We start from the raw sequence: 23352 nt of genomic DNA, 5'->3' as shown, positions 1-23352 counted from the left end.
TTCTCCCTCGCAGAATCCACGAAGCACCGGACGGAAACGTCCGGTGCTTCGTCGTGTGCGCTGTTCGAGACCGCTCAGCCGCGACGCCCGCGCCGGGCGCCGAAGAGTCCGGCGAGAAGAAGCGTCCCGATCCCCCATCCGACGATGAGCCCTTCGGTCTGGCCGCCGAGGACGACAGCCGGCGTGAGATCACGCGAGAGAGGGACGTCTTCGACCATGGCCCCCGGCTCGTAGGCCGGGACCGTCGCGATCGTCCGACCGTCGGGACCGATGACCGCGCTCAGACCGACGGTCGAGATGCTCACGACGCTCCGTGACGTCTCGATCGCGCGGAGGCGCGTGATCGCCAGCTGCTGCTGGTTCTCGTCGGTCTGGCCGAAATCGGCGTTGTTCGTCTGGGCGAGCAGAACCTGCGCACCACGATCGACGGAGTCGCGGATCACGGCATCGTCGACGATGTCGAAGCAGATGCTGATCCCCGCGATGACCCCGTTCACGTTGAAGATGCCGTCGCGCGTCCCCGGCGTGTAGTCGCGCGCGATGAGACCGATGAGGTCGGGGGCGAACGGCTCCCAGAACTCCCTGTCCGGTACGTACTCGCCGAACGGCACCGGGTGCTTCTTGTCGTACCAGTCGGTCGCGCGACCGTCCTGCCAGAGGAGCGAGGTGTTGTACACCTTGTCCTCCCGCTCCTGGTTGGTCCCGAGGATGACGGGCGCACCGCCCGCGAGCTGGCTCAGCGCGTCGAGCGCACGGCCTGCCGACGGCACCGTGGCCGGGTCGTACTCACTCGCCCCCTCCGGCCACACGATCATGTCGACGCCCTCGTCCAGCACCGGCAGGCTCGCGTCGAGCTGTCCGGAGATGAGGTCGCCGGGCTTGCGCTCGGCCGCATCGAAGTAGCCGGCCTTGGTGTTCCCCTGCACGGCCGCGATCCGGGAGGTTCCGAAGACGGACGTCGGCCACGCCGGTACCGCCAGAACGGCCACGACGAGGACGACGGGGACCGCCATCCTCCGCACGAGACCGGGAGCGGGCTCGCGGAGGACCTGCACGGTGACGGCGACGACGACGACCATGACGAAGCTCAGACCGGAGATGCCGACCCAGGCGACGAGGGGGGCGAAAGGGCTCTCCGACTGACTCAGGGCGACCCGGCCCCACGCGAAGCCGCCGTACGGCCACGTGCTGGCGACCATCTCCCGAGCGGTCCACAGCGCGCCGATGAGTACCGGGAGCACGGCGAGCCGAGCGATCGTGCCCGACCAGACGCGCGGGAACCAGCGGTACGCCAGGGTGATGAGCACCGCTCCTGCACCGAAGAACAGGGACTCGAGGACGGAGAGCGCCACCCACGGCACCGGCCCGAGGTACAGCGCCGTCCACGACACGTGCACCAGGTAGAACGAGAGCCCGGCGATGAAGCCGACGAGGAAGGACGTACCGGCCCGTCGTCCGACGACCGCGACGAGAACGATGCCGATCCCGACGAACGTGAGCGGCCACGCCCCGAGATCGGGGAAGCCGGCGTCGAGCACCGGCCCGGCGCCGAGCGCGAGGAGGACCGCAGCCCACAGGGGCACGATCGGAGCGTCGCGGTCGCGCGGGTCAGCGGCTGACGGGAACGGCTGACGGGAGGGGGTTCGGGTCACTCCACAACCCTACGATCGGAAAGCTGGGCGAACGGACCGAGCATCAGACGGAGCTGTACGCGACGATGCCGCGACGCACGGCGTCGAGTGCGTGCCGGGCTGTCACGCCGACGGGCGGGTCGGCGACCGTCGAGAGCTGGTCGAGGAGATCGATCGTCTGCTTGCACCACCGGACGAAGTCCCCGGCGGCCAGGTCCGCGTCGCGCAGGACGACGTCGAGAGGTGATCCGGACGCCCACTTGTACATCGCGAGAGCGAGGCCGTTGGCCGGTACATTGCTGCCGGGCAGCCGATGCGCCTGCTCGACGTCGTCGAGGACGCTCCAGACCTCCTGCGTGGCCGTGAGTGCTTCGCGGAATCGTCCTCGCGGGAGGTAGCGCTCCGGCACGTCGGTGTCGTCGCGTCGGGGCTCGTACACGAGGCAGCAGGCGAGAGCGGCGAGGCTCGGCGCATCGAGGCCGTTCCAGAGCCCACGTCGGAGACACTCGGCCACGAGAAGATCGCGTTCCCCGTAGATGCGACGAAGCGCCTGCCCCTGCGGCGCGAGGGAGATCCCTCCGGGCCCCTCCCCCTCGACGAGGTATCCGAGCTCGACGAGCACGTCGACGACACGGTCGAAGACCTTTGCGACGGCGCCCGTGCGTGTGTTGATCTGCCGACGCAGCGCGTCCGTCTCGCGACGCAACCGGAACCACCGCTCGGCCCATCGAGCGTGCTTCTCACGGTCGGAGCAGCCATGACACGGGTGGGCCTTGAGCCTCTTCCGGAGAGAGGCGATCTGACGGGAGCGGCGTTCACGCTTGGCGGCGGAGCCGGCGTCAGGTCGCTGCTTCTCCAGATCGCCGAGCTCTCGACGGATGGACGCGTACTCCGCGAAGTCCCCCAGGTGGCAGCGCATCGCCTCCGCGTAGCCCTCGAGGGAGCCCTCCTGATCCCGCACCTTTCTGGCGAGGTCGACGACAGCCCGGTCCGCCTGGAACTGCGAGAAGGACGACTCGAGGATCTCGCGGGTGCGCCGGCGGCCGAATCGGTCGATGAGATTGACCGCCATGTTGTACGTCGGTCGGAAGCTCGAGTTGAGCGGATAGCTGCGTCGTGATGCGAGGGCCGCGACGGCCTGGGGGTGCAGGCCGTCGACCCATTGGACGACCGCGTGGCCCTCCACGTCGATGCGTCGCCGTCCAGCCCTGCCGGTGAGCTGCGTGTACTCCCCCGACGTGATCGGGACGCGCGCCTCGCCGTTGAACTTCTCGAGCTTCTCGAGCACGACCGTACGAGCCGGCATGTTGATGCCGAGGGCGAGGGTCTCGGTGGCGAAGACCACCTTGAGGAGTTTGCGCTGGAAGAGCTCCTCGACGACCTCCTTGAACGCCGGCAGCATCCCGGCGTGGTGGGCGGCGACGCCGCGCTCGAGCCCGTCGCGCCACTCCCAGTACCCGAGAACCGCGAGGTCCTCGTCCTGGAACGCGGCTGTCCGCTCCTCGATGACGGCACGGATCTCGTGCCGCTCGTGTTGCTCGGTCAGCCGGACCCCCGCCCTCACCACCTCGCGCACGGCCTGATCGCAGCCGACGCGGCTGAAGATGAAGAAGATGGCGGGAAGGAGATGGTGCTCACCGAGCAGCTCCACGGTGCTGGCGCGCGAGGTCCGCTCGTGGCGCTGCGGTCCCCTCCGCCGGTGGTATCGGCTGACGTCGTCGTACTGCTTCGTCGAGAGCGAGCGACCACCGAACTGCGCGAGACGGACGAGTTCCGGATTGACGTTGGGCTCGTCCCCCGATGTCTTGGCATCGAAGAGGTCGAGCAACCGGCCGCCCATGAGCACATGCTGGTCGAGCGGAACCGGACGCTCCTCCGAGACGATCACATCCGTGTCACCACGGACGGTGTGCAGCCAGTCTCCGAACTCCTCTGCATTCGACACGGTCGCGCTCAGCGAGACGAGTCGGACGGCAGGCGGCAGGTGGATGATGACTTCCTCCCAGACGGCGCCGCGGAAGCGGTCAGCGAGGTAGTGCACTTCGTCCATCACGACGAAAGCGAGGTCGGCGAGAAGTGCCGAGTCTGCATAGAGCATGTTCCGAAGCACTTCCGTGGTCATCACGACCACACGTGCTCCGGAGTTGATGTTCGTGTCACCCGTGAGGAGACCGACGTTCTCAGCGCCGTACGCGTCGACGAACTCGCCGTACTTCTGGTTGCTGAGGGCCTTCATCGGGGCGGTGTAGAACACCTTCGCCCGCTCCTCGCGCATGGCCAGGAAGACGGCGAACTCCGCGACGATCGTCTTCCCCGCTCCCGTCGGGGCTGCTACGAGCACGCTCCGACCGGCCTCGAGGCGTTCGCAGGCCGCCTCTTGGAACGGATCGAGCGCGAAGGACAATCCGTCCCGGAACTCGCGGACGAGGGCCGTGCGCCGGGAGGCCGCGTACCGCTCGGCCGGGGAGAGTGTCTCGCTCACACCGCGAACTCCGGGTCGGGCGCCGACACGCGGCGGGCTGCGCGTCGATCGTGGACCCAGGCCACCCCGTAGGCGGCGAAGTAGAGGATGACCATCGGGATCGCGAGGAGGAACATCGAGACCACGTCGGCCGCCGGCGTGGCGAGGGCGCAGAACACCATGATCGCGAGGATCGCCCACCGCCAGGACTTGATGATCGACGACGCCGAGAGCACTCCGACGAAGTTCAAGAGGACGAGGAACACCGGCAGTACGAAGGCGATCCCGACGGCCAGCACGAGCTTCAGGACGAAGTCGAAGAAGTAGCTCGCCGTGTAGATGCCGCTTCCACCCTCCGGGATGAAACCGGCCATGAGTTCGACGATGTGCGGCATGACGAGCCAGCCGGCGGCGGCACCTCCGAAGAAGAGCGGGAGAGCGGCCCCGAGGAAGCCGAGCGCGTAGCCGATCTCCCGACGCTTCAGACCCGGGACGAGGAACGCCCAGATCTGGTAGAGCCAGACCGGTGCCGATACGACGATGCCGACCGTGAGCGCGATCTTCATGTACAGGTCGAAGCCGGAGGTGACGGTCTCGAAGTTGAGACTCGCGTTCATCTTCTCGGCCAACTCGGCGATGGGCTGCGACATCGCGCGGATGACGGGCTCAGCCACGATGAAGCCGAACACCATGCCCACGACGATCGCGAGGGCCGAGATGAACAGTCGCTTCCGGAGTTCGAGCAGGTGTTGGCCGAGCGACATCCGCCCCTCGGTGTTCTTCTGCCTGCGCTGTTTCGCGGGCACGACCGGTTACGGCGTCGTGTCGGCGTCGCGTCGAGCAGACGCGCTGGGGGTCACGGTGCTCTCGTCGGTGCGGACGCCCGAGTCGGTGCGGACACCGTAATCGGATCCCGGGTCCGACGGCTTCGACGCGTCGTCGTCGCGGACTTCCTTCTTGAAGATGCGCACGGACTGTCCGATGCTCCGTGTGAGAGCGGGGAGTCGGGTCGCGCCGAACAGCAGCAGCACGATCACGAGGATGATGACGAGATGCCATCCGGTCAGGTTGCCCAACATGCGCGATCCTCCAGAGGGTCGATGTTCGTCGAGTCTACCTCGCGCCGCCGGAGATAGGGCTGGGAGAACCGCCGTTCGCGGCGTAGTTGCCGAGCGCATCCCCCGCCCACGCCGCCACCGCTGCCCTGGCCTCCGGCGGTCCGACGACCGTCACGAGCCCCGCGAGACCGGAGACGAATCGCGTCAGGGTCCCGTAATGCGCCAGTCTGACCGTGACTCGGACGCGATGTCCGTCGACCGCGGTCCGTTCGCTTCCACCGATCCACTCGTCGATGAGCGGCAGGGCAGCCTCCGACACCTCGAGTTCGACGCTCAGGTCCTCAGGAGAGGCCTGGAAGAGGGTCTCTGGCAGAACGACGTCTCGCGCCTCCGCGTGCGCCGGCTCCTCCGTCACCTCGATGCGCGACATCCGGTCGAGCCGGAACGTCCGCACGGCCGACCGGCTGTGATCCCAGGCGCGCACATACCAATCCGCGTCGAGCGATTCGACCCGGAGCGGGTCGACCGTGCGGCGTTCGCGCTCTCCTCGTGCGTTCACGTAATCGAACGCGAGCGAACGGGCTGTCGCGACCGACTCGCGGATCGTCGCGAGCGCCGCATCGAGGTCGCCGGATCCCACGGCGACTTCGCTGGGAACGGCGGAGGCCCCGATCGCGAGCTTCGCCATGAGGGCACCGACGACGTCGCGATCAGCCTGCTCCGGAAGCCCCGAGAGGTACTGCAGTCCGGCGATGAGCGCTGCGGCCTCGCGTGCCGAGAAACGCGGCGACTCGTCGATTGCGACGAGGTGCGTGATGGCGATCTCGTCGTCCTGCTCGAAGGCGTCCCAGTCGATGTCGAAGAGATCGTCGTGCTGGTACTGCGTCGTCTCACCGGGGACCCCCGACACGGCGATGAGCCTCACGGCCTGGCGGATCTGTTCAGGCGGCACCCCGAAGTGCGCGGCGGCATCGGCCACGCTCACGCGGTCGTGGTCCATGAGATACGGGACGAGAGACAGGAGGAAGGCGAGCTTGTCCTGTGCGTGCACGGGCTGGAACGAGGCCATGATCAGTCCTCCTCGTTCTCTGACGACGCCGAGTGTGCGTTCGCGAGCATGGTCAGTCTCTTGACGACGGCGGCGCGCAGGTCGCCGGGACTCAGCGCCTCCACCTCCGGTCCGAACGCCGCGAGCTCGTCGGCGAGGATGTCGACGTCCGTGTAGTGCAGGGTCAACACTCCCCCGAGGTCGGCGCTCGAGTCGGGTCGGCGCGCCAGTCGTGTCTCGGCGTCGGATCCGGGGACGACGCGGACGGTCGCCCGCTGCGACCGCCACAGGGCGTCGAGCTCGCCGAGGGCACGGTCGGCGAAACCGCCGCCCTCCGGGAGGGGGAACGTCTTCGAGGTCGACCGCGGCGTCCCGACGATGCGTGCGAGGAGGAAGGTGCGTGGAGCGGCCGCGTCCTCGTCGATCCCGTACAGGTGCCAACGCCCACGATGCTGGACGAGGGCGAGCGGCGATACGCTGCGCCGTCGCGGGGCCGCGTCGCCGGGCTTCAGGTAGGGGAACGTCACGATCGTGTGCCGCTCGAGGGCGGAGCGCAGGGGCTCGAACGAACTCTCTCGCGTGCGCAGTCGAGGCGCATAGCCGATCACGGGATCGTCCGACGGGATGCCGAGGGAGCGCAGCTTCAACAGGGCCCGCTGGGACTCGGCGGACAGGGAGCCCTGACGCCAGACTGTCGCCGCCAGGCCGAGGAGGGTGATCTCCTGAGCCGAGAAGGTCAAGTCGGACGGGAGATCGTAGTCACCCTTCGAGATGCGATAACGCATCAGGTGGTTGTTGCCCTGCTCCCCGGGCGGCTCGACGGTCTCCATCGGGATTCCGAGATCGCGGATATCGTCCTTGTCGCGCTCGAACTGCCGCTCGAGACTCGCGTTGTCACCGCCAGGGGTGAACCGCTGGCGGTAGCCCTGCACCGTCGACAGGATCTCGTTCTTCGTGAGTCCGTTCTCCGTCGCCACGAGTGCGAGGACGAGCGAGAACAGTCGCTCCTCGACGGGCACCCGCACGGATGGACTCGACGATTCAGGCACGGTCACATCCTACGTCCGGCAGGCGTCGAGCCAGCGATCAGCCGACCCCGAGGATGTCGATGACGAACACCAGCGTCGAGTTGGCGGGAATGGACCCCGACGCGGTATCGCCGTAGCCCTGGGAGGGCGGGATCACGACGACCACCTGGGAGCCGACCTGGGCCCCCACGAGAGCATCGGCGAACCCGGGCACCACCTGATCGGTCGTGAACTGTGCGGGGGTGCCCCGCTCCCACGACGAATCGAAGATCGTCCGCTCCGTCCAGAGCGCCCCCGTGTAGTTGACGGTCACGAGGTCGCCCTCCTTCACCGTCTGTCCGCTCCCCTGCAGCAGCGTGGCCTTCCGGAGGTCGGCGGGCGGATCCGTCTTCGGGATCGTGAGACCGGGCGTGCCGTCCGCCGCCGTGACCACCGACGGGAGGCCCGGGGTCGTCACGGGCACGGGGAAGCCGTCGGCCTTGGCGAGGTAGCTCTTGTGGACGTCCATCACGGCGAGGATCGTGTCGTCCTCATCGATGCCGTACTGCGGGTTCCCGCCGGACGGTCCGAAGGCGTCCTCCGCCGAGATGGCGACGGCCACGCGCGACCCGGCCGTGGCGCAGACGAGCCCCTTGGCCATGCCCGGCAGGAGGTTCTCCGGGGAGAACGTGGTCGGAGCGGACGCGTCGTAGGCGGACTGAGTCACGACCTCGCCGGTGCGTCCGTTGACGAGGGTGTAGTCGATGACGACGAGCTCGTCGGGGAGGACCACGTCGCCGTCGCCCTCGATGAGCGTCGTGCTCTGGGTCTTCGTGGTGTAGACGTCGCTCGGGGCGTCGACGACCGGGGCCGTGCCGAAGTCGCCGTCTGCGGTGATGACGTTCGAGGCGTCACCAGGTGTCGCCTCGGGGGTGCATGCGTCTGCCGGCGACGTGCACGCCGTCAGCGAGAGGGCGACGAGCCCAGCGGACAGGAGCAGGATGGGTGCCTTACGCACGGTGCCTCGATTCGGTGCGGGCGGGCCTTCGGCCCCGGGATGCGCGGTTCAGTTTAGTCGGCGTCCGGGCCCTCGCCCGACACCTCGTCGCGCGACCGGACGAGGTCGGCGCTCGCCGCCGCCGCGCGGACACGTTTGCGGAGGCTCTTCGGGCTGGACTCGCGTTCGCCGAGGGCTCCAGGAGTCCACAGCTCGACGTCCTCGTCGGAGAAATCCGACTTCGACGGGCGACGCTTGAGCTCCGGCAGCACGGCTCCGTCCGCGAGACGCCTCGCGGTCAGCAGGAAACCGGTGTGTCCGATCATCCGGTGGTCCGGGCGCACGGCGAGCCCCTCGACGTGCCACCCGCGGACCATGGTCTCGGTGGAGGACGGGTCGGTGAATCGTTCCGTCTCCCGGATGGCCTCGGCCACACGAGACAGCTGAGTCACGGTGGCGACGTAGCAGAGGAGGACGCCGCCGGGGGTCAGGGCATCGGCGACGGCGTCGACGCACTCCCACGGGGCGAGCATGTCGAGGACGACCCGGTCGGCGCTCCCCCGCTCGACGGCGCCGGGGAGCTGCTCGACGAGGTCTCCCACGACGACGTCCCAGGCTGCCGGGTCGTATCCGAAGAAGCTCGCGACGTTGTCGCGTGCGACGTCGGCGAATTCCTCCCGGCGCTCGAACGACGTGAGGTGACCGGACTCGCCGATCGCTCGCAACAGCCAGATCGAGAGAGCACCGGACCCGACGCCGGCCTCGACGACGCGCGCTCCGGGGAAAATGTCGGCCGACGCGAGGATCTGAGCAGCGTCCTTCGGGTAGATGATCGCGGCGCCTCGAGGCATCGACATCACGAAGTCGACGAGCAGGGGGCGGAGGGCGAGGTACTCGATTCCCGCCGTGTTGGTGATGACCGAGCCGTCGTCTCGGCCGATGAGGTCGTCGTGGTTGATCATGCCGCGGTGGGTGTGGAACACCTTGCCCGACTCGAGGCTGATCGTGTGCAGCTTGTTCTTGGGTCCCGTCAGCTGGACGCGATCCCCCACGCGGAACGGCCCGGAATTGCGGACGCGCTCACCGCTCTGCGCGCTCATCGGACGCCCGCGTCCGCGCGGCGTGCGGCGAAGAGATCGGCGATGTCCTGAGCGGTACGGCCGGCGAGGGTCGGCCAGACGACGTGGTCGTCCGACTCGGGGATGGAGACGGCGTGCGGAACGGCGACGGCGACGGTCCCCGCAGCGACAGCGGACGCGAGGCCCGTGCGCGAATCCTCGATCGCCACACAGCGACGGATATCGACTCCGAGGCTCTCCGCCGCGCGCAGATACGGGTCGGGATGAGGCTTCGGCCGCGAGACCTCGTCGCCCGTGATGAGGACCTCGAACGGGTCGTCGTCCATCCGATCGACCACGTGACGAGCCATGCTGCGTACAGACATCGTGACGAGCGCGACGCGGACGCCGGCCGTGCGGAGGTCGGTGAGGAGCTCCAGGGCACCCGGACGGAACGGCACGCCGTCGGCTGTGATGCGGTCCATGACGGTCCCCGTCAGCTGCGACACGATCTCATCAGCTGAGAGGTCCACACCGTGCGAGCGGAGCGTCTCCGCCGAATCCCACAGCCCGGCCCCCACGAGCTGCATCGCATCCTCGTATGTCCAGGTGTGTCCGAAGGACTCCACGAGATCGGTTTCGGCCGAGATCCAGTACGGCTCGGTATCGACGAGGGTTCCGTCCATGTCCCACAGGACGGCGTCGGGCATCAGAGAGGTCACGGGGTGCAATGCTACCCGGTCGTCGAAAGCGCCTATCCTGGAGTGATCGATCGGCCGGAGGGCTGCGGAAGGGCTGGTGCACGTGACGGCTGAAGTCGAAGCGTTCTCGCGGGGACGGGTCCTCGTCGTCGCTTTCGAAGGGTGGAACGACGCGGGCGACGCGGCGACGGGCACGGTCCGACTCCTGAAGGAGCAGCTCCAGCTCGTCCCTCTCGCTTCGGTGGACCCCGAGGACTACTACGACTATCAGTTCACTCGCCCCACCATCGCCGCCGGCGACGACGGTCGCCGGACGATCCAGTGGCCGGGGACCACGTTGTACGGACCCGCCGTCGAGAGCGACGGGCAGGGATCCGTCTACCTCCTGCTCGGAATCGAGCCGTCGAGGAGCTGGAAGAGCTTCACCGCGGAGATCCTGGACGCGGCGCTCACCGCCGACGTGTCCGCGGTCGTCTTCCTCGGAGCGATGCTCGCCGACGTCCCCCACACGAGGCCGATCTCCATCTTCACCACGAGCGAGAACCCCGACGTCCGTCGTGCATTCGCCGTCGAACGCTCCTCCTACGAGGGGCCGGTCGGCATTCTGAGCGTCATCGCGGACGCCGCCGAGGTGCTCGGCATGCCGACCATCTCCGTGTGGGCCTCGGTTCCGCACTACGTGCACAACGCGCCGTCGCCCAAGGCGGTCCTCGCGCTCGTCGACCGTCTCGAGGAGATCATCGACGTCGTCATCGACCGCGGAGAGCTCCTCTCCGAGGCCGCAGAGTGGGAGCAGGGCATCGATGTCCTGGCCGAGGAGGACGACGAGATGGCCACATACATCCAGCAGCTCGAGCAGGCGAGGGACACCGTCGAATCCCCCGATGCGAGCGGCGATGCGATCGCCGAGGAGTTCGAACGCTATCTCCGCCGTCGCGGTGACAAGCCAGACGGCAAGAGCGGCGACGAGCCGTGGGGAAAGGCCTGACGTCCCGTCGAGCCGTGCTCGATCCCCGATCCTGAGCCGTTCCCCTCGCGGACGCGGACGGATCCGCGATCAGTCCGCGAGGAGGGCGACGCCGAGGAGCGCGTCGATCGCGCTGACCAGGAGACCGGGGTCGTCGACGCCGGATCGGACGGCCTCGTCGACGACGGCGATCGTGCCCGGTGTGTCGAGATCGTTCCGCAAGGCCGAACGCATCGCCTCGACGACGTCGCGCGCCGACACCTGCTGCCGCGGCTCGGAGTGTCGCCCGTCGACGACGTCCCGCCAGCGCACGACGCGGTCGGCGGCCTCGTCGAGGACGGAATCGGTCCACTCCCAGTCCGAACGGTAGTGGTGCGCGAGCACGGCCAGCCGGACGGCCCGTGGGTCGACCCCGCGTGCGCGGAGCTCGGAGACGAGAACGAGGTTGCCGAGCGACTTCGACATCTTCTCGCCCTGATAGGCGACCATTCCGGCGTGACTGTAGACGGCTGCGAGGGGGTGACCAGACAACGCGGCCGCGTGCCCCGCACTCATCTCGTGGTGGGGGAAGACCAGGTCGGAACCGCCGCCCTGCACCGTGAAGTCTGTTCCCAGATGATCGAGCGCGATCACCGAACACTCGATGTGCCAGCCGGGCCGACCGGCGCCGACGACCGTCTCCCAGCTCGGTTCGCCCACTCGCGCGGCACGCCACAGCAGCGGGTCGAGAGGGTCCTTCTTCCCGACGCGGTCGGGGTCTCCCCCGCGTTCGGCGCTCAGGCGCTCCATGAGAGCCCGGTCGTACCCGCTCTCCGAACCGAGGGTCCAGACACCGGGAGCCGAGGCCGCGGCGATGTCGAAGTACACATCGTCACCCGCGTCGGAGTCGGGCGTGTCGACGCGATAGGCGACACCGGCGTCGAGGAGACGCACGACGGCCGCGGCGATCGGATCGATCACCTCGGTGACGGCCACGTAATCGTCGGGCGGCAGGACGCTCAGGGCCGTCATGTCGTCGCGGAAGAGCTGGATCTGCTCGTCGGCCAGGGAGCGCCAGTCGAGACCGCGTTGCGCCGCGCGCTCCAGGAGCGGGTCGTCGACGTCGGTGATGTTCTGCGCGTAGTGCACTTCGAGGCCCGCATCGAGCCACACGCGCTGCAGGGTGTCGAAGGCGAGGTACGTCGAGGCGTGCCCGATGTGGGTGGCATCGTACGGGGTGATCCCGCACACGTAGAGACGGGCGGTGTCCCCCGTGTGCACCTCCACGAGTCGCCCGCTGGCCGTGTCGTGGAGCAGGGGCGCACAGGCCTCTCCGGGGACCGTGGGGACGTCGGGACGGGGCCAAGCACGCATGCCCTCAGCCTAGGCGAGCGTCCGCGCCCCGCGGACCAGGTCAGGCCTGCATCGCGCCCGTCGAGAGGAGGACGATCAACACGAGGCCGAGCACGATCCTGTAGACCACGAAGGGCAGGAACGACCGCTTGGAGATGTACTGCATGAAGAACTTGATCACGACGAGCGCGACGACGAAGGCGATGACGGTCGCGACGAGGGTCTCGAGCGGCCCGTAGACCTCCGGGAGGCATCCCGTCGCCCCGTCGACGCACGGGTCGGTGATGGACTTCGCCACTTGGTACAGTCCGCTTCCGAAGACGGCGGGGATCGCGAGGAGGAACGCGTAGCGAGCGGCCGCCTCGCGCTTGTAGCCGAGGAACAGGCCGGCCGTGATCGTGCCACCCGATCGGGAGACGCCCGGGATCAGGGCGAGCGCCTGTGCCATGCCGTAGACGATGCCGTGCGGGTAGGTGATGTCCCCGAGCTCGCGACGCTTCGCCCCGACGTAGTCAGCGATACCCAGCAGGATGCCGAAGCCGATGAGCGTCCCGGCGATGAACCAGAGCGAACGGAACGTCGTCTCGATCTGATCCTGGAACAGCAGACCGAGCACCACGATCGGAACCGAACCGATGATGATGAGCCATCCCATCCGCGCGTCGGGATCGTTCCGCGGGACGCGACCGGCGAGCGAACGGAACCACGCCCCGATGATGCGCACGATGTCTCGCCAGAAGAAGATGACGACGGCGAGCTCCGTGCCGATCTGCGTGATCGCCGTGAACCGCGCTCCCGGATCCTCTCCCGTCCCGAGGAACTCGCCGACGATGCGCAGATGAGCACTCGAGGAGATCGGGAGGAACTCGGTGAGACCCTGGACGAGGCCAAGGATGATCGCATTGACGAAGTCCACTCGGGGCTCTCCTGACGGTCAGTAGGTGCGGAACAGATCCTCGAGGACTCGCCGCCCGAACACGAGCGACTCGAGCGGCACGCGCTCATCCACCCCGTGGAACATCGCGGGGAAGTCGACGTCCTCCGGCAGGCGGAGCGGAGCGAACCCGTAGCCGGTGATTCCCAGCCGCGAGAGCGCCTTGTTGTCGGTCCCCCCGGAGAGCATATACGGGAGCACGACGGCCTCCGGGTCGTGCGCCTGGAGGGTCGCGACGGCCGCATCGATCAGCGGGCCCGCGAACGGCGTCTCGAGTCCGATGTCCTGCTGAACGATCTCGATCTCGATGTCTTCGCCCACGATCGCGCGCACCTCGGCCAGGACGTCGTCCTCCTCGCCCGGGAGGGTGCGGATATCGACGAGCGCCGTGGCGACGTCGGGGATCACGTTGTGCTTGTACCCGGCCTCGAGGAGCGTCGGGTTGCTCGTCGTGCGGAGCGACGCGCGGATGAAGCCGGCGGCCGTGCCGGTCGCGATGGCGATCTCGTCCGGCCCCGTGGTTTCGGGGTCGACGCCGAGGATCTCGGCAAGCTCCGCGAGAAGGGCCGTGGTCGTCTCCGTCAGGCGGATCGGCCACTCGGTCCGGCCGATCGCCGCGATGGCGACGGCGAGCTTGGTCACCGCATTGTTCTCGATGACCCTCGATCCGTGAGCCGCGACACCTTGAGCACGGAGACGGATCCAGACGAGCGACTTCTCCGCCGTCTGCATGAGGTACGCCCGACGTCCACCGACCGTGATCGAATACCCGCCGACCTCACTGATCGCTTCCGTCGCGCCGTCGAACAGCTCAGGGCGCGTCTTCACGATGTGCTGCGAGCCGTAGACGCCGCCGTTCTCCTCGTCTGAGAAGAAGGCGAGCACGAGATCCCGCTCGGGGGCTCCCCCACCACGGGCCAGGTCGGCCACGGCGGTGAGGATCATCGCGTCCATGTTCTTCATGTCGACGGCGCCTCGGCCCCACAGCATGCCGTCTCGGATCTCTCCGGCGAACGGGTCGACGGACCAGTTCGCCGGATCGGCTGGAACCACGTCGAGGTGACCGTGCACGACGAGAGCCGGCTTGTCGGCATCACGACCCGCCACACGCGCGACGACGCTGGTCCGCCCCGGAGCCGCGTCGATGAGTTCGGGATCCAGGCCGAGATCACGCAGATACGCGGCGACGTACTCCGCCGCGTCCTTCTCCGGCTTCGCCTTCCCTTCGCCGTAGTTCGTCGTGTCGAATCGGATGAGATCCCGCGCGACGCGGACGGTCTCGTCATTCTCGAGGTCCGGTGTCGTGCGGTCGTCTGGGGAGGAGGGCATGCGTCCACGCTACCCGCTGCCCTCGAGGGTGTGAAAACACGTCCGGAATTCGTGCTATCGTCGTTTCTCGGCGCCCGAAGCTGGGAGCCGAAACAACTCGCGCGGGTGGCGGAATTGGCAGACGCGCTAGCTTGAGGTGCTAGTGCCCTATTAATGGGCGTGGGGGTTCAAGTCCCCCCTCGCGCACGTGAGTTGGAAGGCCCGGATCATCGCGATCCGGGCCTTCTGTGTTTTTTAGCGCCGCGGCAGAGCGTGGAACGCTACCCGATGGCAGGTGCTGGATACACGTCCGATGGGCACCTTGCCTCCCGCAGCAGATCGGGAGTCCCGACCCAGCGGCAGGTGCTGGATACACGTCCGATGGGCACCTTGCCCCCCGCAGCAGAACGGGAGTCCCGACCCAGCGGCAGGTGCTGGATACACGTCCGATGGGCACCTTGCCTCCCGCAGCAGAACGGGAGTCCCGACCCAGCGGCAGGTGCTGGATACACGTCCGATGGGCGCCTTGCCTCCCGTCCGACCGCGGGAGCACGCCCCGACCGCAGGTGCTGGATACACGTCCGATGGGCGCCTCGCCCCCCGGCAGAGAGAGGTGCCCGACGCTCGAGGTAGCCGTCGACAACGCTCAGTGGGAGCCGAGGCGGCGGCGGAGGTAGTCGATGCGCTGCTGCAACTGGGTCACACTCGCCTGAGCGACGGGCGGGCCGCCGCATACTCGACGGAGCTCGGCGTGCACGAGGCCATGCGGCTCGTTCGTGTTCTTCGCGTACAGCCCGACGAGACTGTTCAGCAGACTCCGCTGCTCCTTGAGCGTGCGATACAGGGCCTGTGGCGGCTGCTCCTCTGGCGGCGCCTGCTTTCTCTTCCCGTCGATGCGTCGCGCCTGCCGCTGATGACGTTGGGTCAACAGCTCATGCACCTGATCAGGCTCGAGGATCCCGGGGATACCGATGAAGTCGAGCTCCTCCTCGGTGCCGGGCACGGCATAGGAGCCGAACTCATCACCGTCGAAGACCACGCGATCGAAGGTCGCATCCGACGCTATCGCCTCGAAGCTGAACTCGCCCATGAGCGAGTCCGAGGCCTTGTCGGAACGGTTCGCCTCCCCCATCATGGCGTCTTCCGGATTCCAGAGATCGCCCTCGGCGTTCGGATCCTGGCGCCGATCGAGCGCGTGGTCCCGCACGCGCTCGAGCTCCGCCGCGAGGTTCATGAGCTGCGGGACGTTCGGGAGGAAAACGCTGGCGGTCTCGCCTCGTCTCCTGGCACGCACGAAGCGTCCGATCGCCTGCGCGAAGAAGAGCGGAGTCGACGCGGAGGTCGCATAGACGCCGACCGACAATCGCGGCACGTCCACCCCCTCGCTGACCATGCGCACGGCGACCAACCACCGCCCGGTGCCTTCGGAGAACGAGTCGATCTTCGCGCTCGCTTCGGCGTCGTCGGAGAGGACCACGGTGGGAGCTTCCCCGGTCAGCCGCTCGAGGATGGCCGCATAGCCTTTAGCGGCGAAGTGATCGGTGGCGATCACGAGACCGCCGGCATCGGGGACACCGTGCCGCACCTCGGTCAGTCGCCGGTCGGCGGCGCGGAGCACGGATGGGATCCACTCCCCCGCCGGGTCGAGTGCTGTGCGCCAGGCCTGAGAGGTGATGTCCTTCGTGTTGCCTTCGCCGAGCCGGGCCTCCATCTCGTCGCCCGTGCTCGTCCGCCACCTCATGTGCCCCGCATACACCATGAAGATCACCGGCCGGACGACGCCGTCGGCGAGGGCCCGCCCGTAGCCGTAGTCGAAGTCGGTGACCGACGTCCTGATGCCCTCTCGATCCGGCAGGTACGTGACGAAGGGGATGGGCGCGGTGTCCGATCGGAACGGCGTCCCCGTCAGGGAGAGTCGCCGCACGGCCGGCGAGAACGCCTCACGGATCGCATCGCCCCAGCTCAGCGCGTCCCCTCCGTGGTGGACCTCGTCGAGGATCACGAGCGTCCGCGACGAGGCGGTGAGGCTCTCGTGGAGCGCGGCTCGCGTCGCAACCTGGGCGTAGGTCACAACGACCCCGTGGAAGTGGCGGCCTACGACGCCTGCGCGGTTGCTGAACTCCGGGTCCAACCGGATGCCGGCACGACTGGCCGCTTCGGCCCACTGCTTCTTGAGGTGCTCCGTCGGTGCCACGACGGTGACGCGGTCGACCGTGCGACGCGAGAGGAGCTCAGCGGCGAGTCGGAGCGCGAAGGTGGTCTTCCCCGCACCCGGCGTCGCCGCGGCGAGGAAGTCGCGCGGCTCGCTGGCGAAGTACGCGTCCATCGCCTCTGCCTGCCAGGCACGGAGCTTGCTGACCGTTCCCCACGCGGCGCGCTCGGGGAACGCCGGCGAGAGATGCTCCGCTGCGGCGGTTCCGATGCGGGGTCCGGCTTCGCCGTTCTCCGTCATCCCGTCCGCATCCACTCGCAGTACATTAGACGACTCCGCCGACACCGCGGACCGCCGGTGACGGGGATGGGTACTCTGGACGGACCGAGTGGAAGAGGAGGTCGCCCATGTCGGAGACAGCGCACGAGATGCTCCACCCGTGGTCCCGTTACGTCGCCATCGGCGACTCCTTCACCGAGGGGATCGGGGATCCGGAGCCCAACGCCCCCGGAGGAAACCGCGGCTGGGCCGATCGAGTCGCCGAGGTCCTCGCCGCCGGAAACGAGAACTTCCGGTACGCCAATCTCGCCGTTCGCGGCAAGCTGATCCAGCAGATCATGGACGAGCAGATCGAACCGGCGATCCAACTCCGGCCGGATCTCATCACGATCTCCGCCGGCGGGAACGACGTGATCCGCCCGGGCACCGATCCGGACGAGATCGCCGCGAAGTTCGAGACCACCATCGAGAGACTCGCGGCCGACCGCGCGACGATCGTCGTGTTCACGGGTGTCGACGTGGGTTTCTCCCCCGTCTTCCGCAGCATCAGGGGCAAGGTCGCGATCTACAACGAGAACATCAGGAGCGTCGCGGCGAAGTTCGACTGCATCGTGGCGGACCAGTGGGCCCTCACGGAGATCCAGGATCAGCGGATGTGGGCCCCGGACCGCCTCCACCTCAACCCGATCGGACATCACACGGTGGCACGGATGGTGCTCGACGCCCTCGACGTGCCGAACACGCTCGAGCCGATGAGGCCGGAGCCGTTCCCGGAACGATCCCGGCGCGACGTGCGCAGCGAGGACATCCAGTGGGCTCGCGAGTACCTCGTACCGTGGGTCCTTCGTCGCGTCCGCCACCAATCGTCCGGCGATGCCATCTCCGCGAAGCGTCCCATCGCCGGACCGCTCGTTCAGCCGGCGGAACTCCGCGAGGACTGACGCGACGACCCCGCCTCCCGGACGCGGAGCGCCCAGAGCGCGACGGCGCTCGCCGAGGCCACGTTGAGCGAGTCGATCCCGTGGAGCATGGGAATCGTCACGACGGTGTCGGCCGCGGCCAGAGCCGCTCGGCTCAGTCCGTCACCCTCTGTGCCGAGAGCGATCGCGAGTCTCTCCGGCGGATCCACTTCGAATGCGCCGAGACCCACGGCGCCGTCGGCGAGGGCCAGCGCGGCGACGTGGAAACCGGCATCCGAGAGGATGCGACGAGAGGTCGCCCAATCCGGCAGTCGCGTCCACGGGACCTGCAGGACGGTCCCCATGCTCACGCGCACACTGCGGCGGTAGAGCGGATCCGCGCAGCGTTCGCTGACGAGAACCGCGTCGGCCCCGAGGCCGGCGACGGATCGGAAGATCGCTCCGACGTTGGTGTGGTCCACGATGTCTTCGAGGATGACGACCCGGCGCGCCCCCGCGATCACCTCCTCCACGGAGCGCAGCGGCGGCCGGTGCATCGCCGCCAGGGCGCCGCGATGCAAGTGGAACCCCGTGAGCTCCTCGAGGAGATCGGGCTCGCCCACGTAGACGGGGACGTCGGGGAAATCGACGAGCAGCGGCTCCACATCCGGCAGCCACTTCTCCTGCAGCAGCACCGAGCGCGGACGGTGCCCAGCACGGATCGCGCGGCCGATGACCTTCGTGGACTCCGCGATGTACAGGCCCCCAGCCGGTTCCGTCTTCTTCCGCAGCGCGACGTCCGTGAGCCGCGAATAGTCCTCGAGTTCCGTCAGCCCGTCCGCCGTGATCGTCTGGATGCGCATGCTCGCGTTCAGCCTTCCGTGTCTCCGCACATCGTGAGGAAACAATTCCGTCAGGTGCGTCGTTTACCATCGTGTCAGGTTCGTGAGTCGGGAGGTTCCATGACGATGCTCGTCGGATCGAACGCGGGCGACACCGTCACACCGGGAGTCGACGACGCCGTGGCCCTCCTTCGCGGTAAGCGATCGGTGTTCCTCACCGGGGCCGGCGTCAGCACGGACTCGGGCATCCCCGATTACCGCGGGGAGGGCGCGCCGAAGCGCAGCCCCATGAATGTCGCGCAATTCCTCACCGATGCCGCCTTCCGTCAGCGCTACTGGGCGGGATCGCACCGCGGGTGGAAGCGATTCGCCTCGTCGCGGCCGAACGATGGGCACCACGCCATCGCTCGGCTCGAGGAGGCCGGCCTCTCGTCCGGAGTCGTGACTCAGAACGTGGATGGTCTGCACATCAGGGCGGGTTCGCGTCGCGTCGTCGACCTCCACGGTTCGATGGAGCAGGTCCGTTGTCTCACGTGCGGTCAGATGTTCAGTCGCGACAGCGTCGCCGAACGCATGGTCGCCCAGAACCCGGCGTTCGACCTGTCCGACGACGAGGAGCTCGGGCCGGACGGTGACGTGCTCGTGGCGGGGATCGAGACCTTCGACGTCCCCGACTGCACGGTCTGCGGCGGTGTCTTGAAGCCGGACATCGTCTTCTTCGGCGAATACATCCCCCGGGAGAAGTTCGAAGAGGCGACGCAACTGATCTCCGAGGCCGACGTGCTCGTCATCGCGGGATCGTCCCTCGTCGTCAACTCGGGGATCCGTCTGCTCGAGCAGGCGAGACGATCGCGGAAGCCCGTCATCATCATCAACAGGGGTGTGACGAAGGGCGACGGTCGGGCGGCCGTCAAGATCGACGCCGGAGCGTCCCAGACGCTCACGGCCATCGCGGACCGCCTCCTCGCCGACAGGGCCGTCGACGGCGAGGACCAGGCCTAGCGTCGAGCCACGAGCGCCGCGAACAGCTCCAGGAGCCGCTCAGCGGGTTCGGCCCAGGCCTCCGGGTCCGTCGCGTCCAGCCGTGATGGCGCGAGCCCGAGTACGGGCTGCCGGGTGCGGCTCGCCCCGATCGCGATGCGCTGATCGGACGACGTCGTGGTCACGATCGCGTCGGCGCGAGCGAGCAGGAGTCGACGGAGCAGCGGGACCATCCTCAACCAGGTGAGAGCGCCGATGGCCGGTCCGGATCGGCGGCGCCCGGCGAGCGTCCGCCTGGCGTCCTGACCCGTGCCGGTGACGAGCGCGTAGCGGCGGCCCGCACTCCCCCACATGGGCGCGGGAGAGAACACCACGTCCGGATCGATCGTGTTGAGGCCCAGCGCCGTGAACAGCTCCCTGGGGTCGTCGGGGCTGCGCAGCAACTGCCACGGGAGGTCGGGGAGGAGGCGGAGCTGCTCGCGCGTCGAGACGATCATCGTCACCCGGCCGCGCCGCGCCAGAGCCGCGACAAGACCGCGCGTCGTCGTGGAGAGCCTGTCGTTCGCATCGTCTGTCGCCCATCGGCAGTCGACGAGGATCCTCACGCAGGTCTCCGAGTCAGGAAGTCCTCGATGTAGCCGGCTGCGGCCTCGGGAACCTCGTAGTGGATGAGGTGACCGACCGACGGGATGACCTCGAGTCGCGCGTCGGCGAAGAGCTGCTGAAGCCGGTGCTGCGCGGCCACGGGCGTGATGTCGTCTCGCTCTGCCGCGATGAGCAACGTCGGCACGACGATCCGCTCGGCCACCATGCTGACGTCGGTCGACACCGAGGCGCGGAAGGCCTCGAGGACGACGCGACGGGAGGCGAAGCGGGAGAAGTACATCTGGTGCTGGGAGTGGATCCAGTTCCGCAGGCCACGCTCGCGGGTCTTGGCCATGGCCTCGCTCATGATGCGGACGACGATGCGACTGCGCAGGACCGCGAAGCCGATTCGCTCCGGCAGCGCCGCGGCCGCCCAGTAGTAGAACACGGCGAGCCGCGTCAGGACGCCGCGCGGACCCGAGAGAGCCGGAGCGGCTATCGGGTTGACGAGGATCAGGGCAGGTGTCGGGAGTCCGTCGGCGACCGCGGCCGAACTCACGATCGAGCCGAACGAGTGACCGAGGATGATCGCCTCGCCTCCTGGCACCACGGCATCGACGAAGGCGCGAAGCCACGCCGAGTATCCGGGGATGTCATGCGTGGAGACGAGCGACTCCGATTCGCCGAACCCCGGGAGATCCGGTGCGACGAGTCGATAGCCGGAAAGGTGAGCCACGACAGGCTCGAGGCCGTGGTGGTCGCCGCGGAATCCGTGGACCAGCACGATCGTGGTCCGGGCATCGGGGTCTCCGTACTCCCACCATCTGGTCGTGGTGCCGAGCACCGACGTGGCGTGCTCGCGGACGGGGACGCGGCGCAAGAGCGCATCGTAGGGGGATGTGACGGCCATGAGACCTCCAGTTTAGGGGCCACGACCGGCTGCCCGGTGGCTTCCGGTCCGACTCGCCCGTTCGGTGACGACCGAGTGTCGTCGGTCGCATCTATCGTGAAGGCGTGGATAGCGACAGACCTTCTCCGTGGTGGTCCCTCCTCGGGGTCTTCGACCTCGAGACGACCGGGATCGACGTCCGGACCTCGCGGATCGTGAGCGCCCACGTCGGCCTCCTCGACGCCGACGGGTCCGTCATGCGCAGTCGGGACTGGCTCGCCGACCCCGGTGTCGAGATCCCTGAGCAGGCCACGGCCGTGCACGGGATCACCACCGAGACCGCCAGGAGCGAGGGACGCCCGGCTCCCGAGGTCGTCGCGGAGATCGTCCACGAGTTGAACATGTTCTTCGACGCGGGCATCCCCGTGGTGATCTACAACGCACCGTACGATCTGTCCCTCCTGGCAGCCGAGGCGCGCCGGCACGGCGTCGCACCCATCGAGAACCCCACGCCCATCATCGATCCCCTCGTCATCGACAAGGCCGTCGACCGCTACCGCCGCGGCAAGCGGACTCTCGCGGCCGCCGCTGGCTTCTACGGGGTCGATCTCCTGTCGGCCCATGAGGCGAGCTCCGACGCGATCGCCGCCGGTCGCGTCGCACAGGCGATCGCACGTGCGTATGCAGACGCCCTCGATGTCCGCGCCGAAGACCTGCACGGTCTGCAGATCGACTGGTGTCGGACGCAGGCGGAGAGCTTCCAGGACTACATGAGACGGACGCGCGACCCCACCTTCGTCTCGATCGGCTCCTGGCCGGTGCACTGAGGTGAGAGTCCCCTCTCCGCGCCCGTCGTCGCGCAGAGGCGAGCCGCGGACGACGAAGGCCGGCCCCCGTGGGGGCCGGCCTTCGTCGTCTGCTCCGCCGATCGGCGGTGAGGCTTACTTGCCGAAGCTCTTGAAGCGCTGGTTGAACTTCTCGACGCGACCGGCCGAGTCCATGATGCGCTGCTTGCCCGTGTAGAACGGGTGCGACTCCGACGAGATCTCGACGTCGATCACGGGGTACGTGTTGCCGTCTTCCCACTCGACCGTCTTGTCGCTCGACACCGTCGAACGGGTGAGGAACGAAGCGCCGGAGGCGAGGTCGCGGAACACGACGGCGTTGTACGTCGGGTGGATGTCAGTCTTCATCGGGGATCCTTGGTGTCTACGAGTGTGGAGTGTCTACGAGTGCGACGGTCTGTTCACCGCCGACGTGTCGGGGCCCATCGCCCGGTCCGTCGAACTGCTCCCGGGGCGGACGCACACGAATGCGTGCTGACCGACTGTCGAGTTTAGCAGAAATCGGGTGCGATCGCCCGGCAGCGGCGCGCCGCCGGCAGCGCGTATCGGCGGACGGTCAGACGGAGCGGGCCGAGAAACGGCCGTCCCGCTCCTCGAGCGAGATCCCGAGCCCGAAGGTCTCGGAGAGGGTCTCCGATGTGAGGGCCTCGGACAGAGGGCCGCTCGAGACGATGCCTCCCCCGGAGAGCAGGAGTGCGTGGGTGAATCCCGGCGGGATCTCCTCGACGTGGTGCGTCACCATGACGATCGCCGGCGAGTCGTCAGCCTGCGCGAAACCGCTCAGCAGACCGACGAGCTCCTCGCGAGCCCCGAGGTCGAGGCTCGCGGCCGGTTCGTCGAGCAGCAGCAGCTCGGGGTCGGTCATGACGCTCCGCGCGATCTGGACACGCTTCTGCTCGCCGTCGCTGAGGGAGCCGAAGCGGCGGTCGGCGAGCCCGTCGAGCTTCCACTCCCCGAGGACACGATGGGCCCGCTTCACGTCGATGTCCTCGTAGGACTCGTGCCACCGGCCGGTGACGGCGTAGGCGGCGGTGAGGACGACGTCGAGCACCGACTCCGATTCGGGGATGCGTCGGGACATCGCCGTCGAGGCCAGCCCGACACGCGAACGGACGTCGAACACGTCGACGCGGCCGAGGCGGTTGCCGAGGAGATCCACTGAGCCTGTCGTCGGGAACATGAAGCTCGAGGCGAGCTGGAGGAGGGTGGTCTTCCCCGCTCCGTTCGGCCCGAGGATGACCCAGCGCTGGTCGCCCGTCACCTGCCAATCCACGTCACGCAAGATGGCGTTCCCGTTTCGGACGACGGACACAGCTGAGAGATCGAGAACCGACGACATGGTCTCTAGCCTACCGGCCGCATGTCGCCGATCGTGCCC

At 68.2% G+C, this 23352-nt stretch carries 22 protein-coding genes and 1 tRNA gene; 5 read left to right on the top strand and 18 right to left on the bottom strand.

Going from position 1 to position 23352, the window contains the following annotated elements:
- Nucleotides 1-74: 74 nt before the first annotated feature.
- Genes lnt through CLV49_RS15900 form a run of 9 tightly spaced genes read right to left on the bottom strand, consistent with a single transcriptional unit; the run spans nucleotide 75 to nucleotide 9982 of the window.
- Nucleotides 75-1652 (bottom strand): apolipoprotein N-acyltransferase, encoded by a 1578-nt coding sequence (lnt, locus tag CLV49_RS15940; protein ID WP_106564419.1) that lies wholly within the window; start codon nucleotides 1650-1652, stop codon nucleotides 75-77.
- Nucleotides 1653-1695: 43 nt separating this feature from the next.
- Nucleotides 1696-4113, bottom strand: coding sequence for a DEAD/DEAH box helicase (locus CLV49_RS15935; RefSeq protein ID WP_106564418.1), 2418 nt, complete (start codon nucleotides 4111-4113; stop codon nucleotides 1696-1698).
- Nucleotides 4110-4856, bottom strand: coding sequence for a twin-arginine translocase subunit TatC (gene tatC / locus CLV49_RS15930; protein WP_106564417.1), 747 nt, complete (start codon nucleotides 4854-4856; stop codon nucleotides 4110-4112). Before tatC ends, CLV49_RS15935 begins: the two co-directional genes overlap by 4 nt.
- Before the next feature lie 48 nt (nucleotides 4857-4904).
- On the bottom strand, nucleotides 4905-5171 hold the full coding sequence (tatA, locus tag CLV49_RS15925) for a twin-arginine translocase TatA/TatE family subunit (protein WP_106564416.1): 267 nt from the start codon (nucleotides 5169-5171) through the stop codon (nucleotides 4905-4907).
- A gap of 34 nt (nucleotides 5172-5205) precedes the next feature.
- Nucleotides 5206-6219, bottom strand: coding sequence for a helix-turn-helix transcriptional regulator (locus CLV49_RS15920; RefSeq protein WP_106564415.1), 1014 nt, complete (start codon nucleotides 6217-6219; stop codon nucleotides 5206-5208).
- A 2-nt stretch (nucleotides 6220-6221) separates the two neighbouring features.
- Entirely contained in the window at nucleotides 6222-7247 is a 1026-nt protein-coding gene (locus CLV49_RS15915; protein ID WP_106565166.1) for a helix-turn-helix transcriptional regulator, read from the bottom strand.
- A gap of 37 nt (nucleotides 7248-7284) precedes the next feature.
- Nucleotides 7285-8223 carry an FKBP-type peptidyl-prolyl cis-trans isomerase gene (locus tag CLV49_RS15910; protein WP_106564414.1) on the bottom strand — a complete coding sequence of 313 codons (939 nt, stop codon included), beginning with the start codon at nucleotides 8221-8223 and terminating at the stop codon, nucleotides 7285-7287.
- A 53-nt stretch (nucleotides 8224-8276) separates the two neighbouring features.
- Nucleotides 8277-9302, bottom strand: a complete 1026-nt coding sequence (locus CLV49_RS15905; protein WP_106564413.1) for a tRNA (adenine-N1)-methyltransferase — start codon at nucleotides 9300-9302, stop codon at nucleotides 8277-8279.
- Nucleotides 9299-9982: an HAD family hydrolase gene (locus CLV49_RS15900; protein ID WP_243696528.1), complete on the bottom strand. Its 684-nt coding sequence runs from the start codon at nucleotides 9980-9982 to the stop codon at nucleotides 9299-9301. Before CLV49_RS15900 ends, CLV49_RS15905 begins: the two co-directional genes overlap by 4 nt.
- An 82-nt stretch (nucleotides 9983-10064) precedes the next feature.
- Between CLV49_RS15900 and CLV49_RS15895 the strand changes: the two genes are divergently transcribed.
- The gene (locus tag CLV49_RS15895) at nucleotides 10065-10949 is read left to right on the top strand and encodes a PAC2 family protein (RefSeq protein ID WP_106565165.1); all 885 of its coding nucleotides are present in this window, start codon (nucleotides 10065-10067) and stop codon (nucleotides 10947-10949) included.
- A 69-nt stretch (nucleotides 10950-11018) separates the two neighbouring features.
- Here the strand turns inward: CLV49_RS15895 and mshC are convergent, their stop codons facing one another.
- The 3 genes from mshC to CLV49_RS15880 are packed head-to-tail and all read right to left on the bottom strand — an operon-like array spanning nucleotide 11019 to nucleotide 14523.
- Nucleotides 11019-12281 (bottom strand): cysteine--1-D-myo-inosityl 2-amino-2-deoxy-alpha-D-glucopyranoside ligase, encoded by a 1263-nt coding sequence (gene mshC, locus CLV49_RS15890; RefSeq protein WP_106564411.1) that lies wholly within the window; start codon nucleotides 12279-12281, stop codon nucleotides 11019-11021.
- Nucleotides 12282-12321: 40 nt separating this feature from the next.
- Nucleotides 12322-13176, bottom strand: coding sequence for an undecaprenyl-diphosphate phosphatase (locus CLV49_RS15885; RefSeq protein WP_106564410.1), 855 nt, complete (start codon nucleotides 13174-13176; stop codon nucleotides 12322-12324).
- An 18-nt stretch (nucleotides 13177-13194) separates the two neighbouring features.
- Nucleotides 13195-14523 (bottom strand): M20/M25/M40 family metallo-hydrolase, encoded by a 1329-nt coding sequence (locus CLV49_RS15880; RefSeq protein WP_106564409.1) that lies wholly within the window; start codon nucleotides 14521-14523, stop codon nucleotides 13195-13197.
- Between the two features lie 99 nt (nucleotides 14524-14622).
- Here CLV49_RS15880 and CLV49_RS15875 point away from each other — a divergent pair.
- Nucleotides 14623-14709, top strand: a tRNA-Leu gene (locus CLV49_RS15875).
- 439 nt (nucleotides 14710-15148) lie between these two features.
- Here CLV49_RS15875 and CLV49_RS15870 read toward each other — a convergent pair.
- On the bottom strand, nucleotides 15149-16954 hold the full coding sequence (locus CLV49_RS15870) for a DEAD/DEAH box helicase (RefSeq protein ID WP_106564408.1): 1806 nt from the start codon (nucleotides 16952-16954) through the stop codon (nucleotides 15149-15151).
- Between the two features lie 107 nt (nucleotides 16955-17061).
- Between CLV49_RS15870 and CLV49_RS15865 the strand changes: the two genes are divergently transcribed.
- Nucleotides 17062-17874 carry an SGNH/GDSL hydrolase family protein gene (locus CLV49_RS15865; RefSeq protein ID WP_106564407.1) on the top strand — a complete coding sequence of 271 codons (813 nt, stop codon included), beginning with the start codon at nucleotides 17062-17064 and terminating at the stop codon, nucleotides 17872-17874.
- Here the strand turns inward: CLV49_RS15865 and CLV49_RS15860 are convergent.
- Entirely contained in the window at nucleotides 17847-18695 is an 849-nt protein-coding gene (locus tag CLV49_RS15860; protein ID WP_106564406.1) for a TrmH family RNA methyltransferase, read from the bottom strand. The two genes, CLV49_RS15865 and CLV49_RS15860, sit on opposite strands and share 28 nt — an antisense overlap.
- A 99-nt stretch (nucleotides 18696-18794) precedes the next feature.
- Between CLV49_RS15860 and CLV49_RS15855 the strand changes: the two genes are divergently transcribed.
- Nucleotides 18795-19676, top strand: coding sequence for a Sir2 family NAD-dependent protein deacetylase (locus tag CLV49_RS15855; RefSeq protein ID WP_243696529.1), 882 nt, complete (start codon nucleotides 18795-18797; stop codon nucleotides 19674-19676).
- Here the strand turns inward: CLV49_RS15855 and CLV49_RS15850 are convergent.
- Together CLV49_RS15850 and CLV49_RS15845 are read right to left on the bottom strand one after the other, a co-directional pair.
- Nucleotides 19673-20260, bottom strand: coding sequence for a hypothetical protein (locus tag CLV49_RS15850; RefSeq protein WP_106564405.1), 588 nt, complete (start codon nucleotides 20258-20260; stop codon nucleotides 19673-19675). The genes CLV49_RS15855 and CLV49_RS15850 overlap by 4 nt on opposite strands.
- On the bottom strand, nucleotides 20257-21150 hold the full coding sequence (locus CLV49_RS15845) for an alpha/beta fold hydrolase (protein ID WP_106564404.1): 894 nt from the start codon (nucleotides 21148-21150) through the stop codon (nucleotides 20257-20259). Before CLV49_RS15845 ends, CLV49_RS15850 begins: the two co-directional genes overlap by 4 nt.
- 104 nt (nucleotides 21151-21254) lie before the next feature.
- Here CLV49_RS15845 and CLV49_RS15840 point away from each other — a divergent pair, with 104 nt between their 5' ends.
- Nucleotides 21255-21956, top strand: a complete 702-nt coding sequence (locus CLV49_RS15840; protein ID WP_106564403.1) for a 3'-5' exonuclease — start codon at nucleotides 21255-21257, stop codon at nucleotides 21954-21956.
- A 114-nt stretch (nucleotides 21957-22070) separates the two neighbouring features.
- Here the strand turns inward: CLV49_RS15840 and CLV49_RS15835 are convergent, their stop codons facing one another.
- Nucleotides 22071-22322 (bottom strand): type B 50S ribosomal protein L31, encoded by a 252-nt coding sequence (locus tag CLV49_RS15835; RefSeq protein WP_106564402.1) that lies wholly within the window; start codon nucleotides 22320-22322, stop codon nucleotides 22071-22073.
- A gap of 208 nt (nucleotides 22323-22530) precedes the next feature.
- A complete protein-coding gene (locus tag CLV49_RS15830; protein ID WP_106564401.1) occupies nucleotides 22531-23313 on the bottom strand; it encodes an ABC transporter ATP-binding protein in 783 nt (260 codons plus the stop codon).
- Nucleotides 23314-23352: the final 39 nt, after the last annotated feature.

Source organism: Labedella gwakjiensis (assembly GCF_003014675.1).
In the GTDB taxonomy this organism is placed as follows: domain Bacteria; phylum Actinomycetota; class Actinomycetes; order Actinomycetales; family Microbacteriaceae; genus Labedella; species Labedella gwakjiensis.
This window is presented reverse-complemented; position numbering and strand designations above follow the sequence as displayed.

Excerpts from the sequence above, each read along its gene's own strand:
- tatC (WP_106564417.1), bottom strand. The coding sequence starts at position 4,856 with ATGTCGCTCGGCCAACACCTGCTCGAACTCCGGAAGCGACTGTTCATC.
- CLV49_RS15830 (WP_106564401.1), bottom strand. The coding sequence starts at position 23,313 with ATGTCGTCGGTTCTCGATCTCTCAGCTGTGTCCGTCGTCCGAAACGGG.
- CLV49_RS15880 (WP_106564409.1), bottom strand. The coding sequence starts at position 14,523 with ATGCCCTCCTCCCCAGACGACCGCACGACACCGGACCTCGAGAATGAC.
- tatA (WP_106564416.1), bottom strand. The coding sequence starts at position 5,171 with ATGTTGGGCAACCTGACCGGATGGCATCTCGTCATCATCCTCGTGATC.
- CLV49_RS15870 (WP_106564408.1), bottom strand. The coding sequence starts at position 16,954 with ATGACGGAGAACGGCGAAGCCGGACCCCGCATCGGAACCGCCGCAGCG.
- CLV49_RS15855 (WP_243696529.1), top strand. The coding sequence starts at position 18,795 with ATGACGATGCTCGTCGGATCGAACGCGGGCGACACCGTCACACCGGGA.
- CLV49_RS15835 (WP_106564402.1), bottom strand. The coding sequence starts at position 22,322 with ATGAAGACTGACATCCACCCGACGTACAACGCCGTCGTGTTCCGCGAC.
- CLV49_RS15905 (WP_106564413.1), bottom strand. The coding sequence starts at position 9,302 with ATGAGCGCGCAGAGCGGTGAGCGCGTCCGCAATTCCGGGCCGTTCCGC.
- CLV49_RS15920 (WP_106564415.1), bottom strand. The coding sequence starts at position 6,219 with ATGGCCTCGTTCCAGCCCGTGCACGCACAGGACAAGCTCGCCTTCCTC.
- CLV49_RS15865 (WP_106564407.1), top strand. The coding sequence starts at position 17,062 with ATGTCGGAGACAGCGCACGAGATGCTCCACCCGTGGTCCCGTTACGTC.
- CLV49_RS15845 (WP_106564404.1), bottom strand. The coding sequence starts at position 21,150 with ATGGCCGTCACATCCCCCTACGATGCGCTCTTGCGCCGCGTCCCCGTC.
- CLV49_RS15860 (WP_106564406.1), bottom strand. The coding sequence starts at position 18,695 with ATGCGCATCCAGACGATCACGGCGGACGGGCTGACGGAACTCGAGGAC.
- mshC (WP_106564411.1), bottom strand. The coding sequence starts at position 12,281 with ATGCGTGCTTGGCCCCGTCCCGACGTCCCCACGGTCCCCGGAGAGGCC.